24 protein-coding genes and 1 pseudogene are annotated in these 21594 nt (G+C 50.7%); 15 read left to right on the top strand and 10 right to left on the bottom strand.

What is annotated here, in order from left to right:
• The first annotated feature begins 12 nt into the window (after positions 1-12).
• The 3 genes from P1U47_RS16135 to P1U47_RS16145 all read left to right on the top strand — a co-directional run bounded on the left by P1U47_RS16135 (position 13) and on the right by P1U47_RS16145 (position 3268).
• Complete coding sequence (locus P1U47_RS16135; protein WP_301030220.1) at positions 13-783, top strand: SDR family NAD(P)-dependent oxidoreductase; 771 nt, start codon at positions 13-15, stop codon at positions 781-783.
• A gap of 75 nt (positions 784-858) precedes the next feature.
• The gene (locus tag P1U47_RS16140; RefSeq protein WP_301030221.1) at positions 859-2091 is read left to right on the top strand and encodes an acetyl-CoA C-acetyltransferase; all 1233 of its coding nucleotides are present in this window, start codon (positions 859-861) and stop codon (positions 2089-2091) included.
• Between the two features lie 28 nt (positions 2092-2119).
• A complete protein-coding gene (locus P1U47_RS16145; RefSeq protein ID WP_301030222.1) occupies positions 2120-3268 on the top strand; it encodes an acyl-CoA dehydrogenase family protein in 1149 nt (382 codons plus the stop codon).
• Between the two features lie 27 nt (positions 3269-3295).
• On the opposite strand, the gene P1U47_RS16150 is transcribed toward P1U47_RS16145, so the two are convergent.
• Complete coding sequence (locus P1U47_RS16150; RefSeq protein ID WP_301030223.1) at positions 3296-4111, bottom strand: queuosine precursor transporter; 816 nt, start codon at positions 4109-4111, stop codon at positions 3296-3298.
• Between the two features lie 162 nt (positions 4112-4273).
• Here P1U47_RS16150 and P1U47_RS16155 point away from each other — a divergent pair, with 162 nt between their 5' ends.
• Positions 4274-5002, top strand: a complete 729-nt coding sequence (locus P1U47_RS16155) for an SDR family oxidoreductase (RefSeq protein ID WP_301030224.1) — start codon at positions 4274-4276, stop codon at positions 5000-5002.
• A gap of 43 nt (positions 5003-5045) precedes the next feature.
• Here the strand turns inward: P1U47_RS16155 and P1U47_RS16160 are convergent, their stop codons facing one another.
• A complete protein-coding gene (locus P1U47_RS16160; protein WP_301030225.1) occupies positions 5046-5561 on the bottom strand; it encodes a winged helix DNA-binding protein in 516 nt (171 codons plus the stop codon).
• A gap of 160 nt (positions 5562-5721) precedes the next feature.
• On the opposite strand from P1U47_RS16160, the gene P1U47_RS16165 reads away from it, so the two are divergent.
• The 6 genes from P1U47_RS16165 to P1U47_RS16190 all read left to right on the top strand — a co-directional run bounded on the left by P1U47_RS16165 (position 5722) and on the right by P1U47_RS16190 (position 12180).
• On the top strand, positions 5722-7131 hold the full coding sequence (locus P1U47_RS16165) for an aldehyde dehydrogenase family protein (RefSeq protein ID WP_301030226.1): 1410 nt from the start codon (positions 5722-5724) through the stop codon (positions 7129-7131).
• Positions 7128-8384: a cytochrome P450 gene (locus P1U47_RS16170; protein WP_301030227.1), complete on the top strand. Its 1257-nt coding sequence runs from the start codon at positions 7128-7130 to the stop codon at positions 8382-8384. The genes P1U47_RS16165 and P1U47_RS16170 overlap by 4 nt, the downstream gene beginning before the upstream one ends.
• A 55-nt stretch (positions 8385-8439) precedes the next feature.
• Positions 8440-8871 carry a nuclear transport factor 2 family protein gene (locus P1U47_RS16175; RefSeq protein WP_301030228.1) on the top strand — a complete coding sequence of 144 codons (432 nt, stop codon included), beginning with the start codon at positions 8440-8442 and terminating at the stop codon, positions 8869-8871.
• Complete coding sequence (locus P1U47_RS16180; RefSeq protein ID WP_301030229.1) at positions 8861-9244, top strand: hypothetical protein; 384 nt, start codon at positions 8861-8863, stop codon at positions 9242-9244. Before P1U47_RS16175 ends, P1U47_RS16180 begins: the two co-directional genes overlap by 11 nt.
• An 81-nt stretch (positions 9245-9325) precedes the next feature.
• The gene (locus P1U47_RS16185; protein WP_301030230.1) at positions 9326-11671 is read left to right on the top strand and encodes a TonB-dependent receptor; all 2346 of its coding nucleotides are present in this window, start codon (positions 9326-9328) and stop codon (positions 11669-11671) included.
• Between the two features lie 86 nt (positions 11672-11757).
• Positions 11758-12180: a hypothetical protein gene (locus P1U47_RS16190; RefSeq protein ID WP_301030231.1), complete on the top strand. Its 423-nt coding sequence runs from the start codon at positions 11758-11760 to the stop codon at positions 12178-12180.
• A gap of 2 nt (positions 12181-12182) precedes the next feature.
• Here P1U47_RS16190 and P1U47_RS16195 read toward each other — a convergent pair whose 3' ends face one another.
• From P1U47_RS16195 to P1U47_RS16210, 4 genes are all read right to left on the bottom strand, one after another.
• Positions 12183-12404, bottom strand: coding sequence for a DUF3820 family protein (locus tag P1U47_RS16195; protein ID WP_008246857.1), 222 nt, complete (start codon positions 12402-12404; stop codon positions 12183-12185).
• Positions 12404-13084: a TetR family transcriptional regulator gene (locus tag P1U47_RS16200; RefSeq protein WP_301030232.1), complete on the bottom strand. Its 681-nt coding sequence runs from the start codon at positions 13082-13084 to the stop codon at positions 12404-12406. Before P1U47_RS16200 ends, P1U47_RS16195 begins: the two co-directional genes overlap by 1 nt.
• 106 nt (positions 13085-13190) lie before the next feature.
• Positions 13191-14339: an acyl-CoA desaturase gene (locus P1U47_RS16205; RefSeq protein WP_301030233.1), complete on the bottom strand. Its 1149-nt coding sequence runs from the start codon at positions 14337-14339 to the stop codon at positions 13191-13193.
• 26 nt (positions 14340-14365) lie between these two features.
• The gene (locus tag P1U47_RS16210) at positions 14366-15493 is read right to left on the bottom strand and encodes a ferredoxin reductase (RefSeq protein WP_301030234.1); all 1128 of its coding nucleotides are present in this window, start codon (positions 15491-15493) and stop codon (positions 14366-14368) included.
• Between the two features lie 342 nt (positions 15494-15835).
• Between P1U47_RS16210 and nadA the strand changes: the two genes are divergently transcribed.
• The gene (gene nadA / locus P1U47_RS16215; protein ID WP_301030235.1) at positions 15836-16885 is read left to right on the top strand and encodes a quinolinate synthase NadA; all 1050 of its coding nucleotides are present in this window, start codon (positions 15836-15838) and stop codon (positions 16883-16885) included.
• Positions 16882-17637 (top strand): class I SAM-dependent methyltransferase, encoded by a 756-nt coding sequence (locus tag P1U47_RS16220; RefSeq protein WP_301030236.1) that lies wholly within the window; start codon positions 16882-16884, stop codon positions 17635-17637. Before nadA ends, P1U47_RS16220 begins: the two co-directional genes overlap by 4 nt.
• 67 nt (positions 17638-17704) lie before the next feature.
• Here P1U47_RS16220 and dapE read toward each other — a convergent pair whose 3' ends face one another.
• Positions 17705-18841, bottom strand: coding sequence for a succinyl-diaminopimelate desuccinylase (gene dapE, locus P1U47_RS16225; RefSeq protein ID WP_301030237.1), 1137 nt, complete (start codon positions 18839-18841; stop codon positions 17705-17707).
• Positions 18842-19101: 260 nt separating this feature from the next.
• On the opposite strand from dapE, the gene P1U47_RS16230 reads away from it, so the two are divergent.
• Positions 19102-19290, top strand: coding sequence for a hypothetical protein (locus P1U47_RS16230; protein ID WP_301030238.1), 189 nt, complete (start codon positions 19102-19104; stop codon positions 19288-19290).
• Positions 19291-19377: 87 nt separating this feature from the next.
• Here P1U47_RS16230 and P1U47_RS16235 read toward each other — a convergent pair whose 3' ends face one another.
• Together P1U47_RS16235 and P1U47_RS16240 are read right to left on the bottom strand one after the other, a co-directional pair.
• Positions 19378-19803 carry an MAPEG family protein gene (locus tag P1U47_RS16235; RefSeq protein ID WP_301030239.1) on the bottom strand — a complete coding sequence of 142 codons (426 nt, stop codon included), beginning with the start codon at positions 19801-19803 and terminating at the stop codon, positions 19378-19380.
• Positions 19804-19902: 99 nt separating this feature from the next.
• Positions 19903-20244: a hypothetical protein gene (locus P1U47_RS16240; RefSeq protein WP_301030240.1), complete on the bottom strand. Its 342-nt coding sequence runs from the start codon at positions 20242-20244 to the stop codon at positions 19903-19905.
• Between the two features lie 189 nt (positions 20245-20433).
• Between P1U47_RS16240 and P1U47_RS16245 the strand changes: the two genes are divergently transcribed.
• Together P1U47_RS16245 and P1U47_RS16250 are read left to right on the top strand one after the other, a co-directional pair.
• Positions 20434-20748 (top strand): hypothetical protein, encoded by a 315-nt coding sequence (locus P1U47_RS16245; RefSeq protein WP_301030241.1) that lies wholly within the window; start codon positions 20434-20436, stop codon positions 20746-20748.
• A gap of 49 nt (positions 20749-20797) precedes the next feature.
• A complete protein-coding gene (locus tag P1U47_RS16250) occupies positions 20798-21154 on the top strand; it encodes a VOC family protein (protein ID WP_301030242.1) in 357 nt (118 codons plus the stop codon).
• A 19-nt stretch (positions 21155-21173) separates the two neighbouring features.
• Here P1U47_RS16250 and P1U47_RS16255 read toward each other — a convergent pair.
• Positions 21174-21530: pseudogene (locus P1U47_RS16255) on the bottom strand (sterol desaturase family protein); the annotation flags it as partial.
• Positions 21531-21594 lie beyond the last annotated feature (64 nt).

Here is a 21594-nt window from a genome sequence, read left to right on the forward strand (position 1 = left end):
CGGGGAGTCGATATGAATATTCAAGGTAAGGTAGCGGTTGTTAGTGGCGGTGCGTCTGGCATGGGTTTAGAGATTGTGCGCCGCTTAGTAAGCCTAGGCGCCAAGGCCGCGATATTCGATTTAAACGCCACTGCGGGTGCAGCGGTGGTTGCCGAGTTGGGCGAGGCGGTGGTTTTTGCCGAGGTTAACGTGACCAGCGAAGATTCGATTAAAGCCGGTATAGAGCAAACCATGACCGCCTTTGGCGCGATTCATATTTGTGTTAACTGCGCAGGTATTGCTACTGGTAGTAAAACCCTTGGCAAAAATGGCCCGTTCCCGCTGGATTTGTGGAACAAAACCTTGGCCGTAAATTTGACCGGTACCTTTAATGTGCTGCGTTTGTGCGCCGAGCAAATGGCTAAAAATACCCCCGAGAACGAAGACGGCGTGCGCGGCGTGATTATGAATACCGCGTCGGTAGCGGCGTTTGAAGGCCAGGTTGGTCAGGCGGCGTACAGCGCCAGTAAAGGCGGTATTGTGGGCATGACCTTGCCTATTGCCCGCGACCTATCAACTATTGGTATTCGCGTTAATTGTATTGCCCCCGGTTTAGTTAACACCCCCATGTTTGAATCGCTACCTGCGCCGGTGTATGAAGCGCTGAGCAGCACGCCGCTATTCCCTAAACGCCTTGGCCGCGCAACCGAAATTGCTCACATGGTAACGAGCGTTATTGAGAACGACTACATCAACGGCGAATGTATTCGCATGGATGCCGGTTTGCGCATGCAACCTAAGTAAATACGCAAATAATCTCCAATCAACACAGCACGGGAAGCCCGCGGGTTTCCCATTAAAAATTAAGTGGAGCGAGTGATGACTGAAGCGTGGATTATTGACGCCTGCCGTACCCCCCGTGGCATTGGCAAATTGGGCAAAGGGGCTTTGGCCGATATTCACCCCCAACAATTGGGTGCCTGCGTGCTCAAGGCGCTGGTTGAACGCAATACGCTAAATACCGCCGATGTCGATGACGTGGTGTGGGGCACAAGCTGCCAACGGGGGCGTCACGCGGGTGATATGGGGCGTATGTCTGCCCTTGATGCAGGCTTTGATATTCGCTCTAGCGGTGTGACCTTAGACCGCTTTTGCGGCTCGGGCATTACCAGCGTCAATATTGCGGCAGCCTCGATTATGTCGGGCATGGAAGATGTGGTGATTGCCGGTGGCGCCGAGATGATGTCTAGCTATGGTCACGACAATGGCCTGCCAGTGGTAATGGACAGCGGCAATATGCGCCTGCGCGCCAGCCACCCCCAAACCCATCAGGGTGTGTGTGCCGACACTATTGCGACCCTCGAGGGTATTGATCGCGAAACCCTAGACAAGCTCGCGGTGGTCAGTCAGCAGCGTGCTGCTCACGCGATTGAAAACGGCTATTTCAACAAATCGCTGGTGCCGGTTTACCATGAAGATGGCCGCTTAGCGCTGGATCGTGAAGAGTTTCCACGGCCGAGCACGACCCTAGAATCGCTGGGCCAATTAAAGCCATCCTTCCCTGTGTTGGCCGATCAGCCGCTAGACGAAGAGGGCACGACCTACCGCAGCTTAATGCAGGCGAAATACCCTGACATTCAAATTAATCACGTACACCACGCCGGTAATTCCTCGGGTGTGGTTGACGGTGCTGGGGCTATTTTATTGGCGTCGCCAAGCTATGCAACTAAGCAGGGCTGGAAGCCCCGCGGCAAGGTTGTGGCCATGGCCAATATGGGCGACTGCCCAACCTTAATGTTAAATGCGCCAGTTGCTGCGGCAGAAAAAGTATTGAAAAAAGCCGGTCTTACGATTGATGATATTGATTTGTTCGAAGTGAACGAAGCCTTTGCCGTGGTCTTGGAGCGCTTTATTCGCAAGTTGAATATAGACCGCGACAAAATCAATGTTAACGGCGGCGCAATGGCGCTGGGGCATCCCATTGGCGCGACTGGCGCTATGCTGATTGGCACAGTGCTAGATGAATTAGAACGCCGCAATTTAAAGCGTGGTCTTATTACTATGTGCACCGCAGGTGGCATGGCACCGGCTATTATTATTGAGCGTATGTAAGTAAATCTGAGAAAAGCAGGCGATCAATATGAATTTAAATCTATCGGAAGAGCAGCAGTTTATTCAGCAAACTGCACGGGATTTTGCCGAGAAAGAGCTGGTCGACAATGCCGCGAAGTTGGACGCCGGCGAGGGCAAAAGCGAGTTTTTAGCGAATCTTAAAAAATTAGCTGATTTGGGCTTTATGGGCCTGAACGTTAATGCCGAGTACGGTGGCACTGAGGCCGGCTCTGTTGCTTTTAGCTTGGCCATTAGCAGCATTGCTCGGGGTTGCGCATCTACCGCTGTAACGGTGTCGGTGACTAATATGGTGGCCGAGGTAATCCAGTCGGTGGCCAGTACTGAGCAGAAGCAAAATTACTTGCCCAAAATTTGCTCCGGTGATTATTTGGCAGCGGGCTTCTGTTTGACAGAATCTGGCGCCGGTTCTGACCCCTCGGGCATGAAAACCACAGCGGTGCGCGACGGCGACAGTTGGGTGCTAAACGGCTCCAAAGCCTATATCACCAGTGCTGAGTACGCTGGGGTATTTGTGGTGTGGGCGGTAACCGACAAAGAAGCACCTCGCGGCAAGGGTATTTCCTGCTTTTTGGTTGAGCGCGAAACTGCCGGTCTTACGGTAGGGCCAGCTGAAGAGAAGATGGGACAGAAGGGCTCGGCAACCAATCCGGTGTATTTCGATGATTGCCGTATACCCGCCAGCGCTTTAATGGGCACGCTGAATCGCGGCTACCAAGTGGCCTTGGGCGAGCTGGCAGGTGGTCGCATTGGTATTGGTTCACTGGCTTTAGGTTTAGGTGAAGCGGCCTTGGATTACGCCAGAGACTATGCCAAAGAGCGTCAGCAATTTGGTCAGCCGATTTCGAACTTTCAAGGTTTGCAGTGGATGTTGGCCGATGCCTACACCGAAATGGAGGCGGCGCGTTTGCTATTAATGCAAGCGGCGTTCACCAAAGAGAGTGGCGGCGATTTTGGCAAACAGGCCTCGATGGCGAAATTGTTTGCTTCGGAAGCCGCTAATCGGGCTTGTTACACCGGCCTGCAAATTCTGGGTGGCAATGGTTATAACCGTGAATATCCGCTGGAGCGTTTGGCCAGAGATGTGCGCATTACCAGTATTTACGAAGGCACCAGCGAAATTCAGCGCATGATTATTTCGCGCAGTGTTTTTAGCTGAGTAGCGCGCTTTACGCTTGCTTTAGTGTTAGTTGGAGCTTGCCAGTGCCTGTTGTTTTAAGGTGCTGGCCAGTTCCTCGCCCAAGTATTTTTCAATAAGGTAGTGCACACCATACAGCACCGGCGTCATGACTACTGCCATCAAAAACTTGTAGATATAGTTCACCACGCCTATCGCGAAAACCAGCTGTAAACTCCAGTCGGCGCCTATATAAAAAGCAATGAATAACACCACAAAGCTGTCGATAAACTGGCTGACGAGCGTTGAGCCGGTGGCGCGCAGCCATATCCAGCGCTCGCCAGTAATTTCTTTTACCCGATGAAAGACCTGCACATCAATAATTTGGCCAAGCAAAAAAGCCACCAGTGAGCCGAGAATAATCCACAGGCCCTGACCAAATACCAGCTTAAATGCCGCGTCGTAATCGCTTACTAGCGCCCGTAAATTATCTTGCTCGATTTGAGGTAGTGCCGGATTAATGTGTGATTGGGGCCAAAAATCGGCGGGTACCAAGCGAATACCAATAAAGAACATGGCAAAGGCGTAAACAATTAAACCCGCGGTGAGATAAGACAATAATTGCACGCCGCGCTTGCCGTAGTACTCATTAATAATGTCGGTAAGCACAAACACAAACGGCCACAGCAAAACCCCCACGGTGAGGTTGAATGAGAGGTGCTCAATGCCAAATATATTCAGGTTCAGCGGGTTGATGCCGAGGCTGTGTTCTAGCGAGAATATTTTTACACCGATCAATTCGGCAATCAGGGCGTTCGCCACAAAAAAGCCGCCCAGCAGAATAAACAGGCGGGTGGCCTTATTGTTAAGGGTATTGTTAATCATGGACGTATCCTAGTGGCGAAATCGCTGAGCGGGAATACTGGCGCCGAAATGAGGTAATATGGCGGTTTAACACATTTTACATTAATTGGCGTTGGGCTAAAGGCTTTGTATTTTACAGGCTTGGTATAGTGCAGCGACGAGTGTATTGCTAGGTGAGTTTCTATGTTCGATAAACACCCCGCGCCCTTGGTGCTAATCACCGGCGCCTCGCAAGGTATTGGCGCAGCGATTGCCAAGAGCTTTGCCACGGCAGATTTCCCCGTGCGCCTCGCGCTTGTTGCCAGAACCGCCAGCCGCTTACATCAGGTCGCCGCCGAATGCACTGGCGCCGAAGCGGTAAACGTTTACGCTGTGGATGTTAGCGACGCCGAGCAGGTTGCTGAATTCGCAACAATTCTTAAAACAGAAATGGGCGACGTAGACGTGCTCGTCAATAACGCTGGCAGCTGGCTGGGCGCGAGTATTGTCGACATGGCTGTTGCAGACTTTGACCGCATTATTGCCGCCAATTTACGCAGCACTTTCTTGCTATCTAAAATGGTATTACCCGCCATGATGGCGCGCCAGTCGGGAGATATTTTTACCATGTCGTCAACCGCGGGCTTTGAAGGCTACGCCGGTGTGTCGGCCTATTGTGCGGCCAAACACGGGGTTAGCGGCTTTACCAAGGCGCTGCGCGAAGAGGTGCGGGGTGCAGGGGTGCGGGTGTGTTGCGTGTCGCCAGGGCCAACTTACTCGCCATCGTGGCAGGGCAGTGGGGTGAACAAGGAGCAGTTGATGCCCGCAGAAGATGTGGCTAAGGCATTTTTAGAAATCTACAAGCTAGATCGCAATGTGGTGGTAGAGGATATTGTGTTGCGCCCACAAGCGGGTCATATCACCAGCAACTAATCCAATAGCGTAAAGCGGCTGGCTGGCAATCCACCGCGTATTGTTAACTGCGTATTTTAGAAAACTCCTCGTCCATACGCATAAACATATAAATTCCCATTTTATTTTCTTCCTCAGAAAAGTTTGCGTTAATCCGCTTAATCACCTCGCAGGCACTGGCGATCATTTCGTCGCAGTGTTGTTTGCCGGCTGGGGTCATTTCGATTAGCTTTTCGCGGCCTGAATTTGGGTCTTCCAGAATAGTGATGTAATTCAATGGCTCTTTGGCAAGCGCACGTAGCGCTTTAGAAACGCTGCTGCTGGTAATGTCATACCAGTTGGTCATCAATTTAACGATGTCTTTGCGGCGAATAACCGACTCATCTCGGCGCTGCGCTTCCGACCGCAGAATCCACATAATCACGGTTTGGTGGCGATCTAGGCGGCCACACTCCATTAAGCCGGCCTCAATTTTCATCCCTATCGAAAAATGGATGGGGTAGAAATAGTCCAAAAACATATTGGGTGCATTATCTGCTGTAACAGGTACGTCGGCAGCGGTTTTCCAATGGTTTTTCAAAGCGAGCCTCAATATATTGATTTGTATGTGAATTTAGTGACGAAAGCAGTCTAGTGTCAAGATATTTGAATTGAGAAACTTGGTTTAATGGAAACTATTTCCTGTTGACACTATTTCTTATAAGTATTACATTTCGTGAAAATGATAATACGAGTAAGCAATGAACACTTTATCTTTAGACCCAAATTTACAGGCGGCCTTTGGCACGCTTCGTCGTGGCTATGCCGATGAGCGCTTTCCCAGTTTAAAGACCCGCGTAGACCGTCTCACTCGTTTACGGGCGTTGTTGGTAGAGAACGAAACCGCGCTGTGCGCTGCGTTGTCAGCCGATTTTGGCTATCGCTCGGCAGATCAAAGCTCCTTTGCAGAAATTACCACCACCATCAAGTCGGTGAATTACGCCCTTAAGAATCTTAAATTTTGGATGCAGGCTTCGCGGCGCAGCCCCGATTTTAGCCTGTGGCTGAGTGGTGCTAAAACCTCGACCCAAGCCTTTCCAAAAGGTGTGGTGGGTATTGTCAGCCCGTGGAATTTCCCGATAAATCTTGCGCTGTCGCCGCTGGTGTCGGTGTTGGCGGCGGGCAATCGGGCCTTAATAAAACCTTCGGAATTTACCCCAGCCAGCTCGGCCTTACTTGGGGAGCTTATAGCCAAATATTTTGCCGACACCGAGGTTGCCGTGGTGTGTGGTGAGGCGGCGCTGGCGCAGCAATTTGTAACACTGCCCTTTGATCATCTTATTTATACCGGCGGTGAAACCGTGGCCCGCCATATTATGGCCGCAGCAGCCGTTAATTTGGTGCCGCTAACCTTGGAATTAGGCGGCAAGTCGCCGGTGATTGTTAGCGAGTCTGCCAACTTAAAAAAGACCGCGCAGCGCATCGCCTTTGGCAAGTATTTCAACGCTGGCCAAATCTGTATTGCCCCAGATTATTTGATGATCGCCGCCGACCGGCTCGAAGAGTTTCTTAACTGCCTGGGCGAAGCGGTAGCGGCAATGAACGCCAACGCAGGCTCGGTAGACAGCGTCACCGTGATTAACGACCGCCATCGTCAGCGCCTGGCCGGCTTGGTGGCCGATTCTGCGGCGCAGGGCGCGCGGGTCGTCAGCTTTGGCGATGACATCGGCGAACACGCTTACCAGCTGAATATTGTTATTGATGCCCCTGCAAATACCAAAATCTGTAGTGAAGAAATTTTCGGGCCGCTGCTGCTTATTAAAACCATCGGTAATTTAGACGAGCAACTATCTGAAATTCGCCGTGGTGGCCACCCTCTGGTGATTTATTACTTTGGTAGCGATGACCGCGAATTTAAGGCTATTGCCGAGCAGACGTGTTCTGGCGCACTAGTAAAAAACGACGTGATATTTCAATACGCCAATGATGACCTGCCCTTTGGCGGGGTGGGCCGCAGCGGTATGGGTAAGTATCGCGGCCTCGACGGCTTTAATGAGTTTTCACATACACGGGCGATATTTAAGTCTGGCTGGCTGGATATTTCCGGCTGGGTGACGCCGCCCTACACCCCCCAGTTCAGAATACTTAATAAAATAATGAGGAAGATATGAGTAGTCATGTACTTGAAAATAGCGCAGATGATTTGAGCCTAGTCGTTGCCAATATGCTGGCGCCGGAATGTATTCAAAATCCCTATCCGGTGTATAAAAAGCTCCGTGGCCAGCCGCCGGTAAATGGTTTGCTCGACTACCCGCCGGGCACAGTGCCAGGGGTGGATACGCCATTTCCCGCGTGGGTGATTACCCGCTATGCAGATGTGGACTATGTGCTTAGCAATCCCGATATTTTTTCATCGGAAGATCCTATGCAGGCAAATTCCAGTGCGCCGAGCTTAATGTTGGTCAATCACGATAAGCCGCGCCATACCGAATTGCGCAATCTCGCCAAAATGGCGTTCACCCCCAAGCGAATTCACGACAATATTGTGGCGCGATTGCGCAATGACGTTAGCACCATTATCGACCACAACCTTGGCGTGACCATCGATTTTATGACCGAGGTCGCGGGGGTGATTCCCGCTATGGTAATGACCTATTTGATGGGCTTACCCAAAGAAGATTACAAAAAACTCGTGCGCTGGGCCAATGCCTTTATGGTGTCTTCAGATTTTACGCCCGAAGAGCGGCAAAGCTGTAATGAAGAGTTATTCCATTACTTTGTTGCCAAAGTGGGGGAGCGCTACCACAACATAGAAGCGGGTAATGAGGTTACAGACGACTTAATGACCGCCTTTATTACCGCCGAGTACGAGGGCAATGGCCTGAGTAAGGAAGAGGTTATTTTGTTCTGCATCACCTTGGTGGTGGCTGGCGCCGAAACGACGACCTATTTCCTCGGCAATTTGATGGGCGTGCTGCTAGAAGACAACAGCTGGTTTGAACGCCTCAAGCAAGACCGCAGTTTAATTCGCCCCTTTATGGAAGAGAGTCTGCGGCGCGATGGCCCGCCGCAGCGTTTATTCCGCTGTGTTACACAAGACTGCGATATTGGTGGCCAGCAGATTAAGTCTGGCGATTGGGTGGCCTTTTTTATGGCTGCGGCCAATCACGATGAGTCGGTATTTGAAAATCCCGAGCAATTTAATATCAATCGCAAAAATGCCAACAAACACTTCACCTTTGGTCGTGGTATTCATCATTGCTTGGGCGCGCCTTTAGCGCGTATTGAAGGTGAGATTATGTTGAATATGATTTTAGATAAATGCACCGGAGTGGAGGGCAGCTTATTAAATTCTAGCCGTCAATCCGGCGGTTTACTGGCCTATGGCTTTAGTACCTTGCCCTTAACATTAGCGTCAAGCTAACTTGGTAAACGCATTTCGAATCAATAATGATGGTATTTAATAAAAGGAAATAGCAATGACTGATAGCGACGTAAAGACTCTTGAAACAGCCAACTTAGCCCTAACCAAAGAAATTTTTGTGCGCTTTGGTAATCACGATGTCGATGGCATTGTAGAGCTGCTACACGATGAAGCGACCATCGAGTTTTACGGGCCAGCGGCGATCCCTTATGCCGGTGAATACCATGGCAAAACCGAGTGCCGAAAGTTTTTTAGCACGGTGTTGTCGTCGGTAGATATTCATGTGTTTGACGCCGATGAATTTATTTGTGAGAACGACAGGGTGATTGTGGTTGGCAAACTTAGACTGACCACCAAAACCAATGGCAATGAAATTAAGTCGCCCTTTGTGCATGTGATTACCTGCAAAGACGGACGCTGGTTGTGGTTCCGCGACTTTATGAACACCGCCGTTGCACAACAGGCGTTTGCTCCCAATGGCGTTTAATCATCGCAGTGTTTATCGCTCAGATGTCGGTTTGTTCGTGCTGCTGGCCACGCCGGTGCTCAATGACTATGTTGTCGAATTTTTATTGGGTTTTGGCGAAAGTGATATTTATCGCGGCGGCGCCAAGGCTGCGATAAATACCTTTGTTGGCGTTGCTGGGGTGCTTGGGCTTGGCTTTGCGTTATTACGGCTGCAATTGGCAGATTCGCGGGCAATAGTCGGTATTAGCTTGTTTGTAAAAACGAGCGCCGCCGCTTGGTTGTTGTTTGCCTATATGCAGGGCGTGTCGCCGGCGTTTATGGCCTTGGCGGCCGCCGATTTTATGTCGGCGCTGCTTTTATTGAGGGCATTAGTGAGTCGAAATGAGTCTTAATTTATAAGCTAATAAAAGCAAAGCTATAAAAATTGCAGTGTATATAACAATAAATAGTTTTATAAAAATGGTGAGTGCCCAATGAGAATTCAATACAAAAAACTGTGTTTAGCAATGGTCGCAAGCGCGGGAACGGTGGCTTCTGTTCCCAGCATGGCAGCTGGCCAAGGCAGTCGTTTAATAGAAGAGGTGATGGTTACTGCCCAAAAGCGCGAGGAAGATTCCCAAGATATTCCCATTATGATTAGCGCCTTTAGCAGTCAAAAACTCGATGCTATGGGCGTGGAGTCGACAGCCGATTTACAAAAAGTAACGCCTGGCCTGACCTTTACTTATGCCTATGGCTACACGGTTATTTATTTGCGTGGGGTGGGCAGTGATGCGTTTTTGCCCAATGCAGACCCCAGTATTGCCACCTACATCGACGGCATTAATATTGGTCCTAGCCAGGGTAAGCAAGACACCCTTGGCGCAGTAAAACGGGTGGAAGTACTTAAAGGCCCGCAGGGCACCTTGTTTGGTCGCAATGCCACTGGCGGCGCCATTAGTATTATTACCGAAGATCCGCCAGAGCAGTTTGGTGGTTACTTAAAAACTGAATTCGGTAACTACAACGCTCGAGAAAATCAGCTCTATTTCGGCCTGCCAATTGGTGAGCATTTTGGCGCTACCGTTTCCTTGTTTGAGAGCTATCAAGATTTGTACGGCCGCAATGAAGTTTACGGTGAAGCTGGACCAATGCGCGATGAGTTTGCCGAGGGCGCCCGTGTGAAATTGCGCTGGGACCCTACCGACAGCTTTGCCATGACCTTAATTGCCGCATACGGAAACCAGTTTTCGAGCAATTCGCTGTCTCAGGAAAACACGCGGCCATCGCCGCTATTGGGTGGCGGTGTAGAGCCAGATGAGCTAGATCGGGTGTGGCACAATAATGATCTGGGCGGCAACTCCACCATGAACGAACTCTACGGCGGTATTGTTGAGTGGCATCCTGGTCCGGTAGACGTGAAGTTTATTTACTCAGAAAATTACGCGGTGGTTGACGAGGCCCATTACGATTTGGACTCTACCGAAAAAGCCGAGGCCTATTTTTACAGCGCCGATCAGTTCAATGATCAGAAAACCTATGAGTTGCAAATCTTATCCAATGAAGACACTTGGCTGGCCGACGACGTTGAGTGGGTAGCGGGGCTTTATCGTTTAGAGGGCGAGGGCGGTTTTGGCAGCTTATACCTCACCTTGAATGCGGTCGGTGTGGCGGCGTCGGCACTGGGCTTGCCGAGTTTATTGGCGCCAATTATTGGCCCGCTATTAAACTCCACGCCAGATATTGTGCTCGGTAACGGCGGTATTCTCACCACCGAGTCGAATTCTGCGTATGCGCAGGCAACGTGGTTTACCACTAATTGGTTAAATATTACTGCGGGTGTGCGCTATCAAGAAGAAGTGCGCGGCATTACCAATAGCTATTTAGATGTGGTTAGCCCGCTGGCGGGTGACCCGCCAAACGAGTATTACCGCTCCGGTGATCGCTCGCAAAATACTCGGCTCTCTAATTTTAGCGCGCCGGATTTAGAAGAGAATACCGTGTCGCCGCGTATTGCCCTGCAAATATTTCCCGCAGAGAATATCCAGTTGTTCGCCTCGGCGCAGCGTGGTTACAAAAGCCCTACCTACAATATTGTTAACTTCTTTACTAACCCCGACCCGGTCGAGCGCGAAGAGGCCACCGCTTTTGAATTGGGGATTAAGACGGACTTGATGGATGGCACACTGCGTTTAAACGGCGCGTTGTTTAAAACCAAAATAGACGGTTTGCTCACCGCTCTGGTGGCGATTCCCTCTGGCGGGGTGGTGACGTTTAAAAACGCCGGTACTGGCGAAATTGAAGGGGCCGAGATCGACTTCCAATGGCAGCCAATGCCGAGTTGGAATGCGGGTTTAGTGATTACCGGCGGCGCCACCTATTTAGATGCGATTTATACAGACTATAAAGACGGCGCTGGCTTTGATGACGACACCGGCCTGTACTTTGGTTCCGATAGCCTAGTGGGCGACACTTCTCGTGACTTTAGCGGCAACCGCATTGTGCGCACGCCACGCTTTAGCTCCAGTGTGTCGGCCAACCAGTTTGTGAGTTTAGGGGATATTGGCGATCTCGAATTTGGCGTTGACTACTACTTTAACGGTGGCTACAACACCACGCCGCAAAACTCGCCCTTTTACGAGCAGAGCCAATTCGAAACTTGGTCTGCGCGAGTTTCTTATTTTTACGATCCCCTCGGCTTGCAGCTAACGGGCTTTGTTAATAATGCGAAGGACGAACAATACACCCAAGCAATGGTGCAGCAAGACTTTGGTCGCACCGTTACCCTAGCGCCGCCGCGCACATATGGTCTGCGGCTAAAGTGGGATTTTGGCGGTTAATGATGCTTGCCTTGCCGGAGCCTCTACCTGTGGGACGATGGGTGAGTGCTTCGGTTTTTTAATAATACTGAAAAGGATGAAGTGATATGACAAAGATAAAAAATTACGCTTGCTTAACGCGTACCCTTGGATGTTTCACCTTGTCGTTAATGGTGAGCTCGGTGAGTTTTGCCCAAGAGGGCGTGGCGAATTTGCTCAGCCTGAGCGCGGGTCCTAGTGCGGCGCTGTTTGCACCAGTACTGGACTTGGGGTTGTTGCCGCGCAGTGTCCAAAACGGCGGGGTGGTGTTTCAGGCTGGTGAAGATATTGTACTGGGCGACTTAGGACCGGTAGGGACGGTAATTGGTTTGGGCGGGCCATTAAAGGGCCAATTAATTCCGGTGCTGGATGTGCTAATGGAGAATCCACTGGGCCTGGGTGATTATTTGCTGGCGGGGGGCACGCTAATTTCCAAAGAGCTTGCGCTGCCGCCAATACCGATTGTAAACGCGCCATTAACAGGCTTGTAAGCTCAGCGTAGCAAAGGTCTTAGCATTCCCTCTAGGCCGTTGAGTTTAATTTCGTACATGAGGCCCAGCTGCTCGCCAAGCTTTCCTGCCGGAAAACCCTGTTTGTGAAACCACACTAAATAGGGCTCCGGCAACTCTAGTAATTTTCGGCCCTTGTATTTACCAAAGGGCATCACTTGATTAACCGCGTCGATCAATTGCTGAGGGTTCTGCTCAAGATCCATTAGTGCTCGCCAGTGATGTTGTTGTTGGCAAGGGCGCTACTTTCTGAGCTTTGCCACAAACTGGCGCCAAGGGCGATGAGCCGCAGCTGCTTTTCGGCAAGATTGATTAGCTCCGCGTCATCTTCGCCGCGGGGCCTTGCCATCAATTGTTGGTTTACGATTTGAATCATGGACCTGATCATTAAATTGGCGAGCATCCGTAAATCGGCCTCACTCCAGTTTTCATTGGCAACAATGCGGCCTAAGTCGCGGGCGAGTTCCGCCTCTAATTGTTTGAATTCATCATTGATTGCCTCGCGGACACAGGCAACACCACCAAAGGTTTCGCGAGCAATAAACTGAAACTGACGGCGGTGGGCGCGCACGTAAGTGATAAACGTCTCTACTGAACGGCGAATGATCAATTCTTTTGGCAGCGGGTTGGCGCGCACGGTAATGAGCATCGCGCGCAGGGTGCTGAAAGAGGATGTCACCAGTTCCAGTCCAAGGGTATTCATGTCTGGAAAATGTCGGTAAAAGGCGCCGGGTGTAATGCCAACCTCGCGGGTGACCTCACGAAGACTAATCGCATCGAAACTCTTGTCGCGGCGAATGAGCTCCAGTACCGCTTCGAGCAGTGCCTGACGTGTGTTGATCAGGGTGTCACTGTGGCTGCGGTGGCGTTTTTGGGGGCGACTCATTGGGGCTGACTACTCTGGCTTTGCTAGGTTAATGGGCTTAAGTGTACAAGCCTCAGCAGGCTGAGGCTACGACTTGTATTTAAACCTAGCCCAGCGGCTAGAGGTTTTAGGCTGCTAAAGGGCGTGGCGTATTGCGTGGTGGTAGCGCTAATTTAAAGATCTTCATCCATACCGTGGCATACTGGCTATATAGCGGGCCAGTATTGTAGGGCAGGCCGTATTTCTCGCAGATTTGGCGAACTTCTACTGACATTTCTGCATAGCGGTGAGCGGGTACATCTGGAAATAGGTGGTGTTCAATCTGGTGCGACAAATTGCCACTCATTACATGGAAAAGCTTGCCGCCGCTGAGATTGGCTGAACCAAGCAATTGCCGGTAATACCATTGGCCGCGACTTTCGTTTTCGCAGGATGCTTCGGTGAAGGTGTGTACACCATCGGGAAAGTGGCCGCAAAAGATTATGGAGAAGCTCCAAATATTGCGTATAACACTCGCGCTGGCATTGGCGGCTAGAATGATCGGAAAGAATGGCCCAGCGAGGGCGGGATACAGAATAAAGTCTTTACCCCAAATTTGGGCAGTTTTGCGAAGTGACTGCTTTAACTTTGGCCACACGTCTTTAAAGGTTTTGCGGCCAGCGCGAAGACTGTCCATTTCGACGTCGTGTAGGGCAACACCCATATCAAAAAGCAGCATTAGCAATGTCGCGAAAATAGGGTTGGCAAGATAGGCTGGGTGCCATTTTTGCGCAGGATCCATGCGTAAGATTCCGTAGCCGATATCCCGATCTTTACCCAAAATATTGGTATAAGTGTGGTGCTCGTAATTATGGGAATTTGCCCACTGTGAACCCGGACAGTTAGTGTCCCAGTCATAGTGGCGTGAATGAAAGCGTGGGTCGCCCATCCAGTCGTACTGGCCGTGAATGATATTGTGGCCAATTTCCATATTGTCGAGAATTTTGGCAATGCCAAGCCCAATGCTACCGGCGCTTAATAGCAGCCAGAATAGCGGCCAACTGGCGATGTTTAGTGCAATGCTAAAGCCGAACAGCTCGGCGGGTAAAAATAACAACGATGCAAAAATACTAAGGCGAGCGCCAATGGTGAGCAGGTCGTGAATTCGCATCAGTTTTTTGATGTAGCGGGCATCACGCTCGCCGCGATCGGCAAGGGCGCGCTGCTTTACGGCTTCTATTTCGCTGCCAAAGGCATCGAGTAACTCTGGATTCATTGTTGTGGTATTCGAATTCATTCTAGTTTCTCCTGTAATGTGGCTCACTATATGGCGAGGCTGACATTACCAAGTGGCTGGGAAATACACAGGCGAATATATTCTTCGCCGTGGCTTATTTCACCGCTATTCATATTGCGTACGCTGCCTTCGGTTTTAAGGCAGCTACAGCTGTGACAAATGCCCATGCGACAGCCCGCTTGGGGCTGTAGGCCAGCAGCTTCGGCTTGTTCCAGCAAATTGCGATTGTCGCTGCTCACTTCACTTTGGCTGCTTTTAAAAGCCAGTTTGCCAACGACTTCGGTATTACCCGATACATTGATTACCGGCTTAAAGCGCTCGGCGTGGAATTTTTCAGCGTGGCCAAACTGTTTATATTCCTCGCTAACGGCCTGAATTAAAGACTCCGGCCCGCAAACAAAGCACTCGGGTAAGCTCACTGCTGCGGTGTGCGCACTAAGGGTGTTTTGAAAACTCAATGTCTTGAGTAAATGATGCTGGTTGAAATGGCCACTCAACTCACTGCTGCCATCACTAAAAACCGGTAACAGCGAGAAATGTGGATTAGCGCTGGCAAGTTCTTGTAGGCGCTTAATGAATATGGTGTCGGCTTCGCTGTGGTTGTAGTAGAGCAGGGTGATGCCGCCTTGGTAGCCCTTTTTTAGCGCTGCTTCTACCATTGCCATGATTGGCGTAATACCGCTGCCAGCGGCGACCATTAGCATGGCGTCGGGCAACTGCACCGGTAAAACAAAGTCGCCCATCGGCGGCGATAAACGGATTATGTCACCCACGTTTAATTTACTGTTGATGTGCTTGGAAACCAAGCCATCGGCCTGCGCTTTTACGGTAATCGCGAGGCGGCCAGCGCGGCAGTTTAAGGAGTAGCTACGGCTATGCAAGCGACCGTTAATTTCGATATACAACTGGCAAAATTGACCTGGGCGAAAGCCCTGCCAGTCGCCATTTGGCGAAAGCTCTAGTGTTACTGAATCGCTGGTTTCACGGTGAATTGCAGTGATATAAGCCGGAATTCGATTCGGATCCAGCGACCACATTGGATTTAATGCCTCTAAATAACGGCCCATGCCATTGGGGGCTGCGAGGGCATTAATTAGCCGAGAGTCGGCAATTTTCCGCCAAGTACTACGCGATGGATTGGTGCTGAGCTTCATTGCTTTCTCCTTGTGGTGGGCCTGCTAAAAGATTTATTTGTAAACATCTGTGCACTTTATGGCTGGCAAGATGTTAAGTCAACATGTGTTCACAAATAATTAATAATAGTGTTCTAACCCGCTTGCATGGCCTTTTTTTATTTAAATATTTGAAAAATAACGTTTTTATTGTATATCTGAGAGCAATTTCGGTAATTGATCTGCTGCTGTGGCGAATTATTACCAATAAATTTACGGCGATATGCTCGGCCACTGAATTGCCAGCGGTATGTGTAACTGGGATTGCCAATAACAATTCTGTTAAACTTCGCCCCCCGGTATCCGCCTAGAACGAGATTGAATATGACGGAACAAGCTTCTGCCCAGCAGGTGGTTCGCGATCATTTGGCCAAGATCCACGAGCAGCCTCAGGTGCCCGCCGCTGAGCGCGTTGAATTGCGAGACAAAATTAAGCGTTTATTGAAAGAGCGCAATGCAGTGCTGGTTGCCCATTACTACACCGACCCAGAGATTCAGGCCTTGGCCGAAGAAACCGGCGGTTGTGTCTCCGACTCATTGGAAATGGCCCGTTTTGGCCGCGACCATCCAGCATCGACCTTGATTGTTGCTGGGGTCAAGTTTATGGGTGAAACCGCAAAGATTTTGTCGCCAGAAAAACAGGTGTTCATGCCCACGCTGGAGGCAACCTGCTCGCTGGATATCGGTTGCCCAATTGAAGAGTTTTCGGCGTTTTGCGACCAGCATCCGGACCGCACAGTGGTGGTCTATGCGAATACCTCGGCGGCGGTAAAAGCCCGCGCCGACTGGGTGGTGACCTCGAGTATTGCCTTAGACGTGGTGGACTACCTCGACAGCGAAGGCCAAAAAATTCTGTGGGCGCCAGACAAACACCTCGGTGATTATGTGCGCCGCGAAACCGGCGCCGATGTTTTACTGTGGGACGGCGCCTGTATTGTTCACGAAGAGTTTAAAGCGCAGGGTATTCTCGACCTGAAAAAGGTCTACCCCGACGCCGCGGTGCTGGTGCATCCCGAGTCGCCAGAGAGCGTGGTCGCGCTGGCAGACGTGGTGGGTTCCACCACTCAAATTATTAACGCGGCGCGGGATCTGCCCAATAAGCAAATGATCATTGCCACCGATCAGGGCATTTTCTACAAGCTGCAACAGCTGGTGCCAGATAAAGAATTTATTATTGCGCCCACGGCAGGCAGTGGCGCGACTTGCCGCAGCTGCGCAAATTGCCCGTGGATGGCCATGAATGCCCTCGACAACCTTGCCTATGTCTTAGAACATGGCGGCAATGAAGTGCATGTTGACCCCGCCCTTGGCGTGCAAGCCATGAAGCCGCTCACGCGGATGTTGGACTTTGCCGCGGCCAAGCCCAAGTCTTGAGTAGCTCGCCAGCAGCGCCAGTATTCTTCAAAACCAGCGCCGCCTGCGATGCCATGGCGGCGCGCTTGGGTTTAGCCTTAGTTAAAAAATGGCTGCCCGACCCAGAGCAGCTGTATGTGTTTTTTGAGCTAGGCCGTCTGGGCATCGGCCTAGCGCCATCGCAAAGAGAAAACCCCGTTGCCGTAGATTTTGCCTACGCACTGCAGCACCGCCACCCCGGCAAAGAATTATTAATCAAAGCGCTAGGCGGCAAGCGGCCGACGGTGGTAGACGCCACCGCCGGTCTCGGCCGCGACAGTTTTGTGATGGCCAGCAATGGTTGCACGGTAACGATGTGCGAGCGCATGCCGGTGGTCGCTGCGCTGTTAGAAGACGGCTTAATGCGCGCCAATATCAGTATTGATACCATGGAGTTTGCCGCGAGAATGGCCCTGGTGAAGGCTGGCGCGGCGGATTATCTTGAACAACTCGGCGAGGGCGACTGCCCCGATGTGGTGTATTTAGACCCGATGTTTCCGGTGTCGGGTAAATCAGCCTTGGTTAAAAAAGAAATGCGACTCTTCCATTCCCTAGTAGGTTTGGATGAAGACAGCGCCGCTTTGCTGGATATTGCCCTGCAAAGAGCGCGGCATAGAGTGGTGGTTAAACGCCCGCCGAAAGCGCCGTATTTAGCCGAGCGCAAACCCCAGCTGTCGGTGGCGGGCAAGGCGGTGCGCTTTGATATTTATCCGCTTAGGGCGTTTCCTAAGTAACTGGAAGCGGGATTCTTTACGTTAGACGATGAATGCAAAGGCTTGGCCTAGTGCTGGTTTCTTAATATTAGGCTAGCAACTCTTTTAACATTCCCTCATACATCAGCGACAGCTTATCTAAATCTTCGGCTTTAACGCATTCATCTACTTTGTGGATGGTGGCGTTAACGGGCCCGAGTTCGACCACTTGCGCGCCTGTTGGGGCAATAAAGCGGCCATCGGAGGTGCCGCCGGCGGTAGATAAAATGGTGTCCTTACCCGTTACCGCTTTTATGGCGTGCTGGGCGGCTTCTACCAGCGGGCCTTCTGAGGTGAGGAAGGGTTGGCCGCTTAGATTCCAGTCTATTTGGTAATCCACACCGTGGCTGTCGAGTATGGCATGGGTGCGTTCTTTTAATATCTCGGCGGTGAGTTCGGTTGAAAAACGAAAGTTAAAAACCACTTCCAGCTCGCCGGGAATGACATTGGTGGCGCCAGTGCCGCCATTGATATTGGATATTTGGAATGAGGTGGCGGGGAAGAAATCATTGCCTTCGTCCCACTGCTCCGCAGCCATCGCCGCGAGTGCTGGGGCGGCTACATGGATTGGGTTGTTGGCTAAATGTGGGTAAGCGACATGGCCTTGGATGCCCTTGACCGTCATTACGGCGCCCAGCGAACCACGGCGTCCATTTTTAATTACATCGCCAACATGGTCGGTTGAGGAGGGTTCGCCAACCAAACACCAAGTGATTTTTTCATTTTGCTGTTCTAGCCACTCAACTACTTTCACGGTGCCGTTAATCGCTGGGCCTTCTTCGTCGCTGGTAATTAAAAAAGCGATACGGCCGCTGTGGTCGGGATGGGCGGCAACAAAGTTTTCGCAGGCGGTGATCATCGCCGCGAGGCTGCCCTTCATGTCGGCGGCGCCGCGGCCCCGTAACATGCCGTCTTGAATGACCGCATTAAACGGCTGGGTTTGCCAGTTGGCGGCGGGGCCAGTCGGCACTACATCGGTATGACCCGCAAAGCAAAATATTGGCCCGCTGCGGCCGTGTACCGCCCAGAAATTGTCAACGTCACCAAAGCGCAGCGATTGGCACTCAAAGCCAATAGCGCTTAGCCGCGCCATCATAATGGTTTGGCAGTCGGCGTCGGCAGGGGTCACCGAGGGCCGTTCAATGAGTTCGCAGGCGAGTTGCAGGGTTGGGGAGAGGGCTGTCATAGAGTGTCGGCTTCTGTAGCGTAAATTGGTGTTGCGGCGGGCGCATATATTAGCGGCGTATTCTAGCAGAAGTTTGGCAGTGGGCCGAATACCTCAGGTGTTTAGCGGCGTAGATCGTTATTATTGGCGACGCCCTAGGTCACTAAAATATTTTTAAAGCTGTCATAAAACCGTCCCGAAACTGTCATTGCTCCCCTATAGCATTCTCTTTGCCGCTGGCGAGGTGGCTTATATACCTAACAGTGTAAAGGGATTGAGATATGAATCGTTATATAAAACAGCATGGTACGTATTCGAATCAATATCAGCAGGGTCTTAGGGCTGAGATCTCGCGGCAGGTCGATGATTTTTTAAACAAGGGCGGCAAAATAGAGCAATTGCATGGGCCGCAGTTTCAGCCCCATCGGGCGGTGCGTATAAGTAACGCGCTAATCACCGAAGCTTTATAAGCAGAATAATAAAAAACGCTGGTTAGCCCCATAGTTTAGGGCTGGCCAGCGTAATTGATACCCTTGTGTGGTCTCGATCTGAGTGCCTTAGAAAATAATCAGGCAGGCTCGTATTGCCATAATAAGTAGGGCTAGGGAGGTCACCAGAAATAGCCCAAAGCGGACTAAGACGACATTTGTTGTGGCGTGAACCAAGCTGTGCACGATACGACCACCAACATAAAACCACGCCAATATTAGGTTTAGACCTTCCCCTGCACCAAGCATTGCCAAAACCAAGGCCGTTGCGTAGAAAATAGTGGGTTGTTCCATTAAGTGGTTGTAGTTGTCGGCCTTCCATTGAATATGGGGAGGCATTTTCTCGCCCAAGTCTTTGGTGCGTTTACCTACATCGCGACCTAGCTTTAATTTAGGAATAGCGGGTAGGCGGGTGCCGGCCATCCAAAACATCATCACAAAGCTCCACAGCACCAAAATCATAATGGGCGCCAAAATGGCTGAGGGTTCAAACATAGTGGTTTCCTTTTTATTAAAATGGCGCTAAGAGCGCATTATTGTAACGCGAGTATTACGTTGTTGCGCAGCTGTTAGATGTGCTGCAGCGGTCGTAATTTAGTGTACCTTACGTTCGCTGGCACTGCCTTTGCGCTTGCCCCTTGGGGTATCGAGCTCAAATTCTATCCAATTCATATTATTGCCGGGCAGGTAGCCGACACTGCGCAACTTGTCGCGAATTAATTGCTTTAAGGCTAGGCCCTCGGCACTGCTATTCAGGGTTTTAAGGTCGGCGTCGGGATCGAACACGCAGCGCACGGTTAGGCTCTGTTGAATATTGCCGTAGTCCAATTCATGGCTGAGCCAGCGGAAATCAGCAATACTGCTTAGCGCCTCGTCGCAGGCTTCGGTTAATACCTCAATAATGTCGTTTTCGGCTTTTTTGTCTTTTTTGCGCATAGTACTGGCTGATCTTGGGAATTCGAGTTGCCTAGTATAAGGGAAATGCCAAGGTAAAGGGGCCGCTGCAGACGGTGTCGCACTTAGCCGCCGATTTGCGGTCAGAGGCTTAGTGATGATCTTTCTTACCTAAATTCAGTGGTTTGTAAGGGGGCATCGTTTTAATTGGTTTCATTAAAGGACTTACCCATGAAAATAAAAGCACTTTTAGGAATTATATTGGCGTCTGGCTTGCTGCTTGCGACGGCGCCAACTATGGCCGGTAACAATCACGAGGGCAAAGGCTTGCCGCCAGGTTTACAGAAGAAAGTGGCTGAGGGTCGCTCACTACCGCCAGGTTGGCAGAAAAAATTGGCGGTGGGCCACCATTTAGACCGCGACATTTACAGTCATGGTCATATCATTGAGCCCGTTGATAATTACGGCTATATCACTGTAGAGATTGAAGACCGGCGCCTGCGTTTACTTGCTGCCACTTTAGAAATTATTGAAATTTTGCACTAATTAAGCGTATCGGTGTTTTCGCTATATCCGTTTACAAAGAGGTGGGCAAATGAAAATTCATGGCAAACTTAATTATCTTGAAATGGCCGCGGTGGATATAGCGGCGACCAAGGCATTCTTTAGTAGTGCCTTTGATTGGAGCTTTACCGATTACGGCGCAGATTACACCGCCTTTTCTGATGAAGGCTTGGATGGTGGCTTTTACCGCGCGCCACTGAGTAGCAAGGCTGAACAGGGCGGCGCGTTGCTCGTGTTTTATAGCAGCACCTTGGAGGAAACCCGCAACGACGTGGTGCGCGCTGGCGGCATTATTCTCAAGGAAATTTACGATTTTCCTGGTGGCCGCCGTTTTCATTTTGCCGAGCCGAGCGGTAATGAGTTTGCGGTGTGGTCTGAACCTGCATAGGTCATTAAGGCCTGTTGGCTCAGGCCTTTTCTCCTTGCCACTCAGTTTTGACAGCCTTGTTCGCATAGACTTCATCAACCCACTCTGGATGCTTGTAAAGAATACGTAGATCTTTATAGCGCCATAGGTCTTGCGCCATTTCTACCCAGCCATGAGTCTGCAAATACCAAGGGTTATACGGCTTGGCCGGCATGTGGGTGACGCCGTATTTAATTTCGCCGGCATCGGCTTCGTCGCGAAAACTGCCAAACAATTTATCCCAAAAAATAAAGATACCGCCAAAGTTACGGTCTATCTGTGCAGGGTTGCTGCCGTGGTGTACTCGATGGTGAGAAGGGGTATTCATGAACTTTTCTAAGAAACCCAATCTGCCAACTTGCTCAGTGTGTTCTGGTCAACAAAACCGGACACATTAATTTGCTAATTTCTCATACTGAACC

It is taken from the genome of Zhongshania sp. (assembly GCF_029212375.1).
Taxonomy (GTDB): domain Bacteria; phylum Pseudomonadota; class Gammaproteobacteria; order Pseudomonadales; family Spongiibacteraceae; genus Spongiibacter.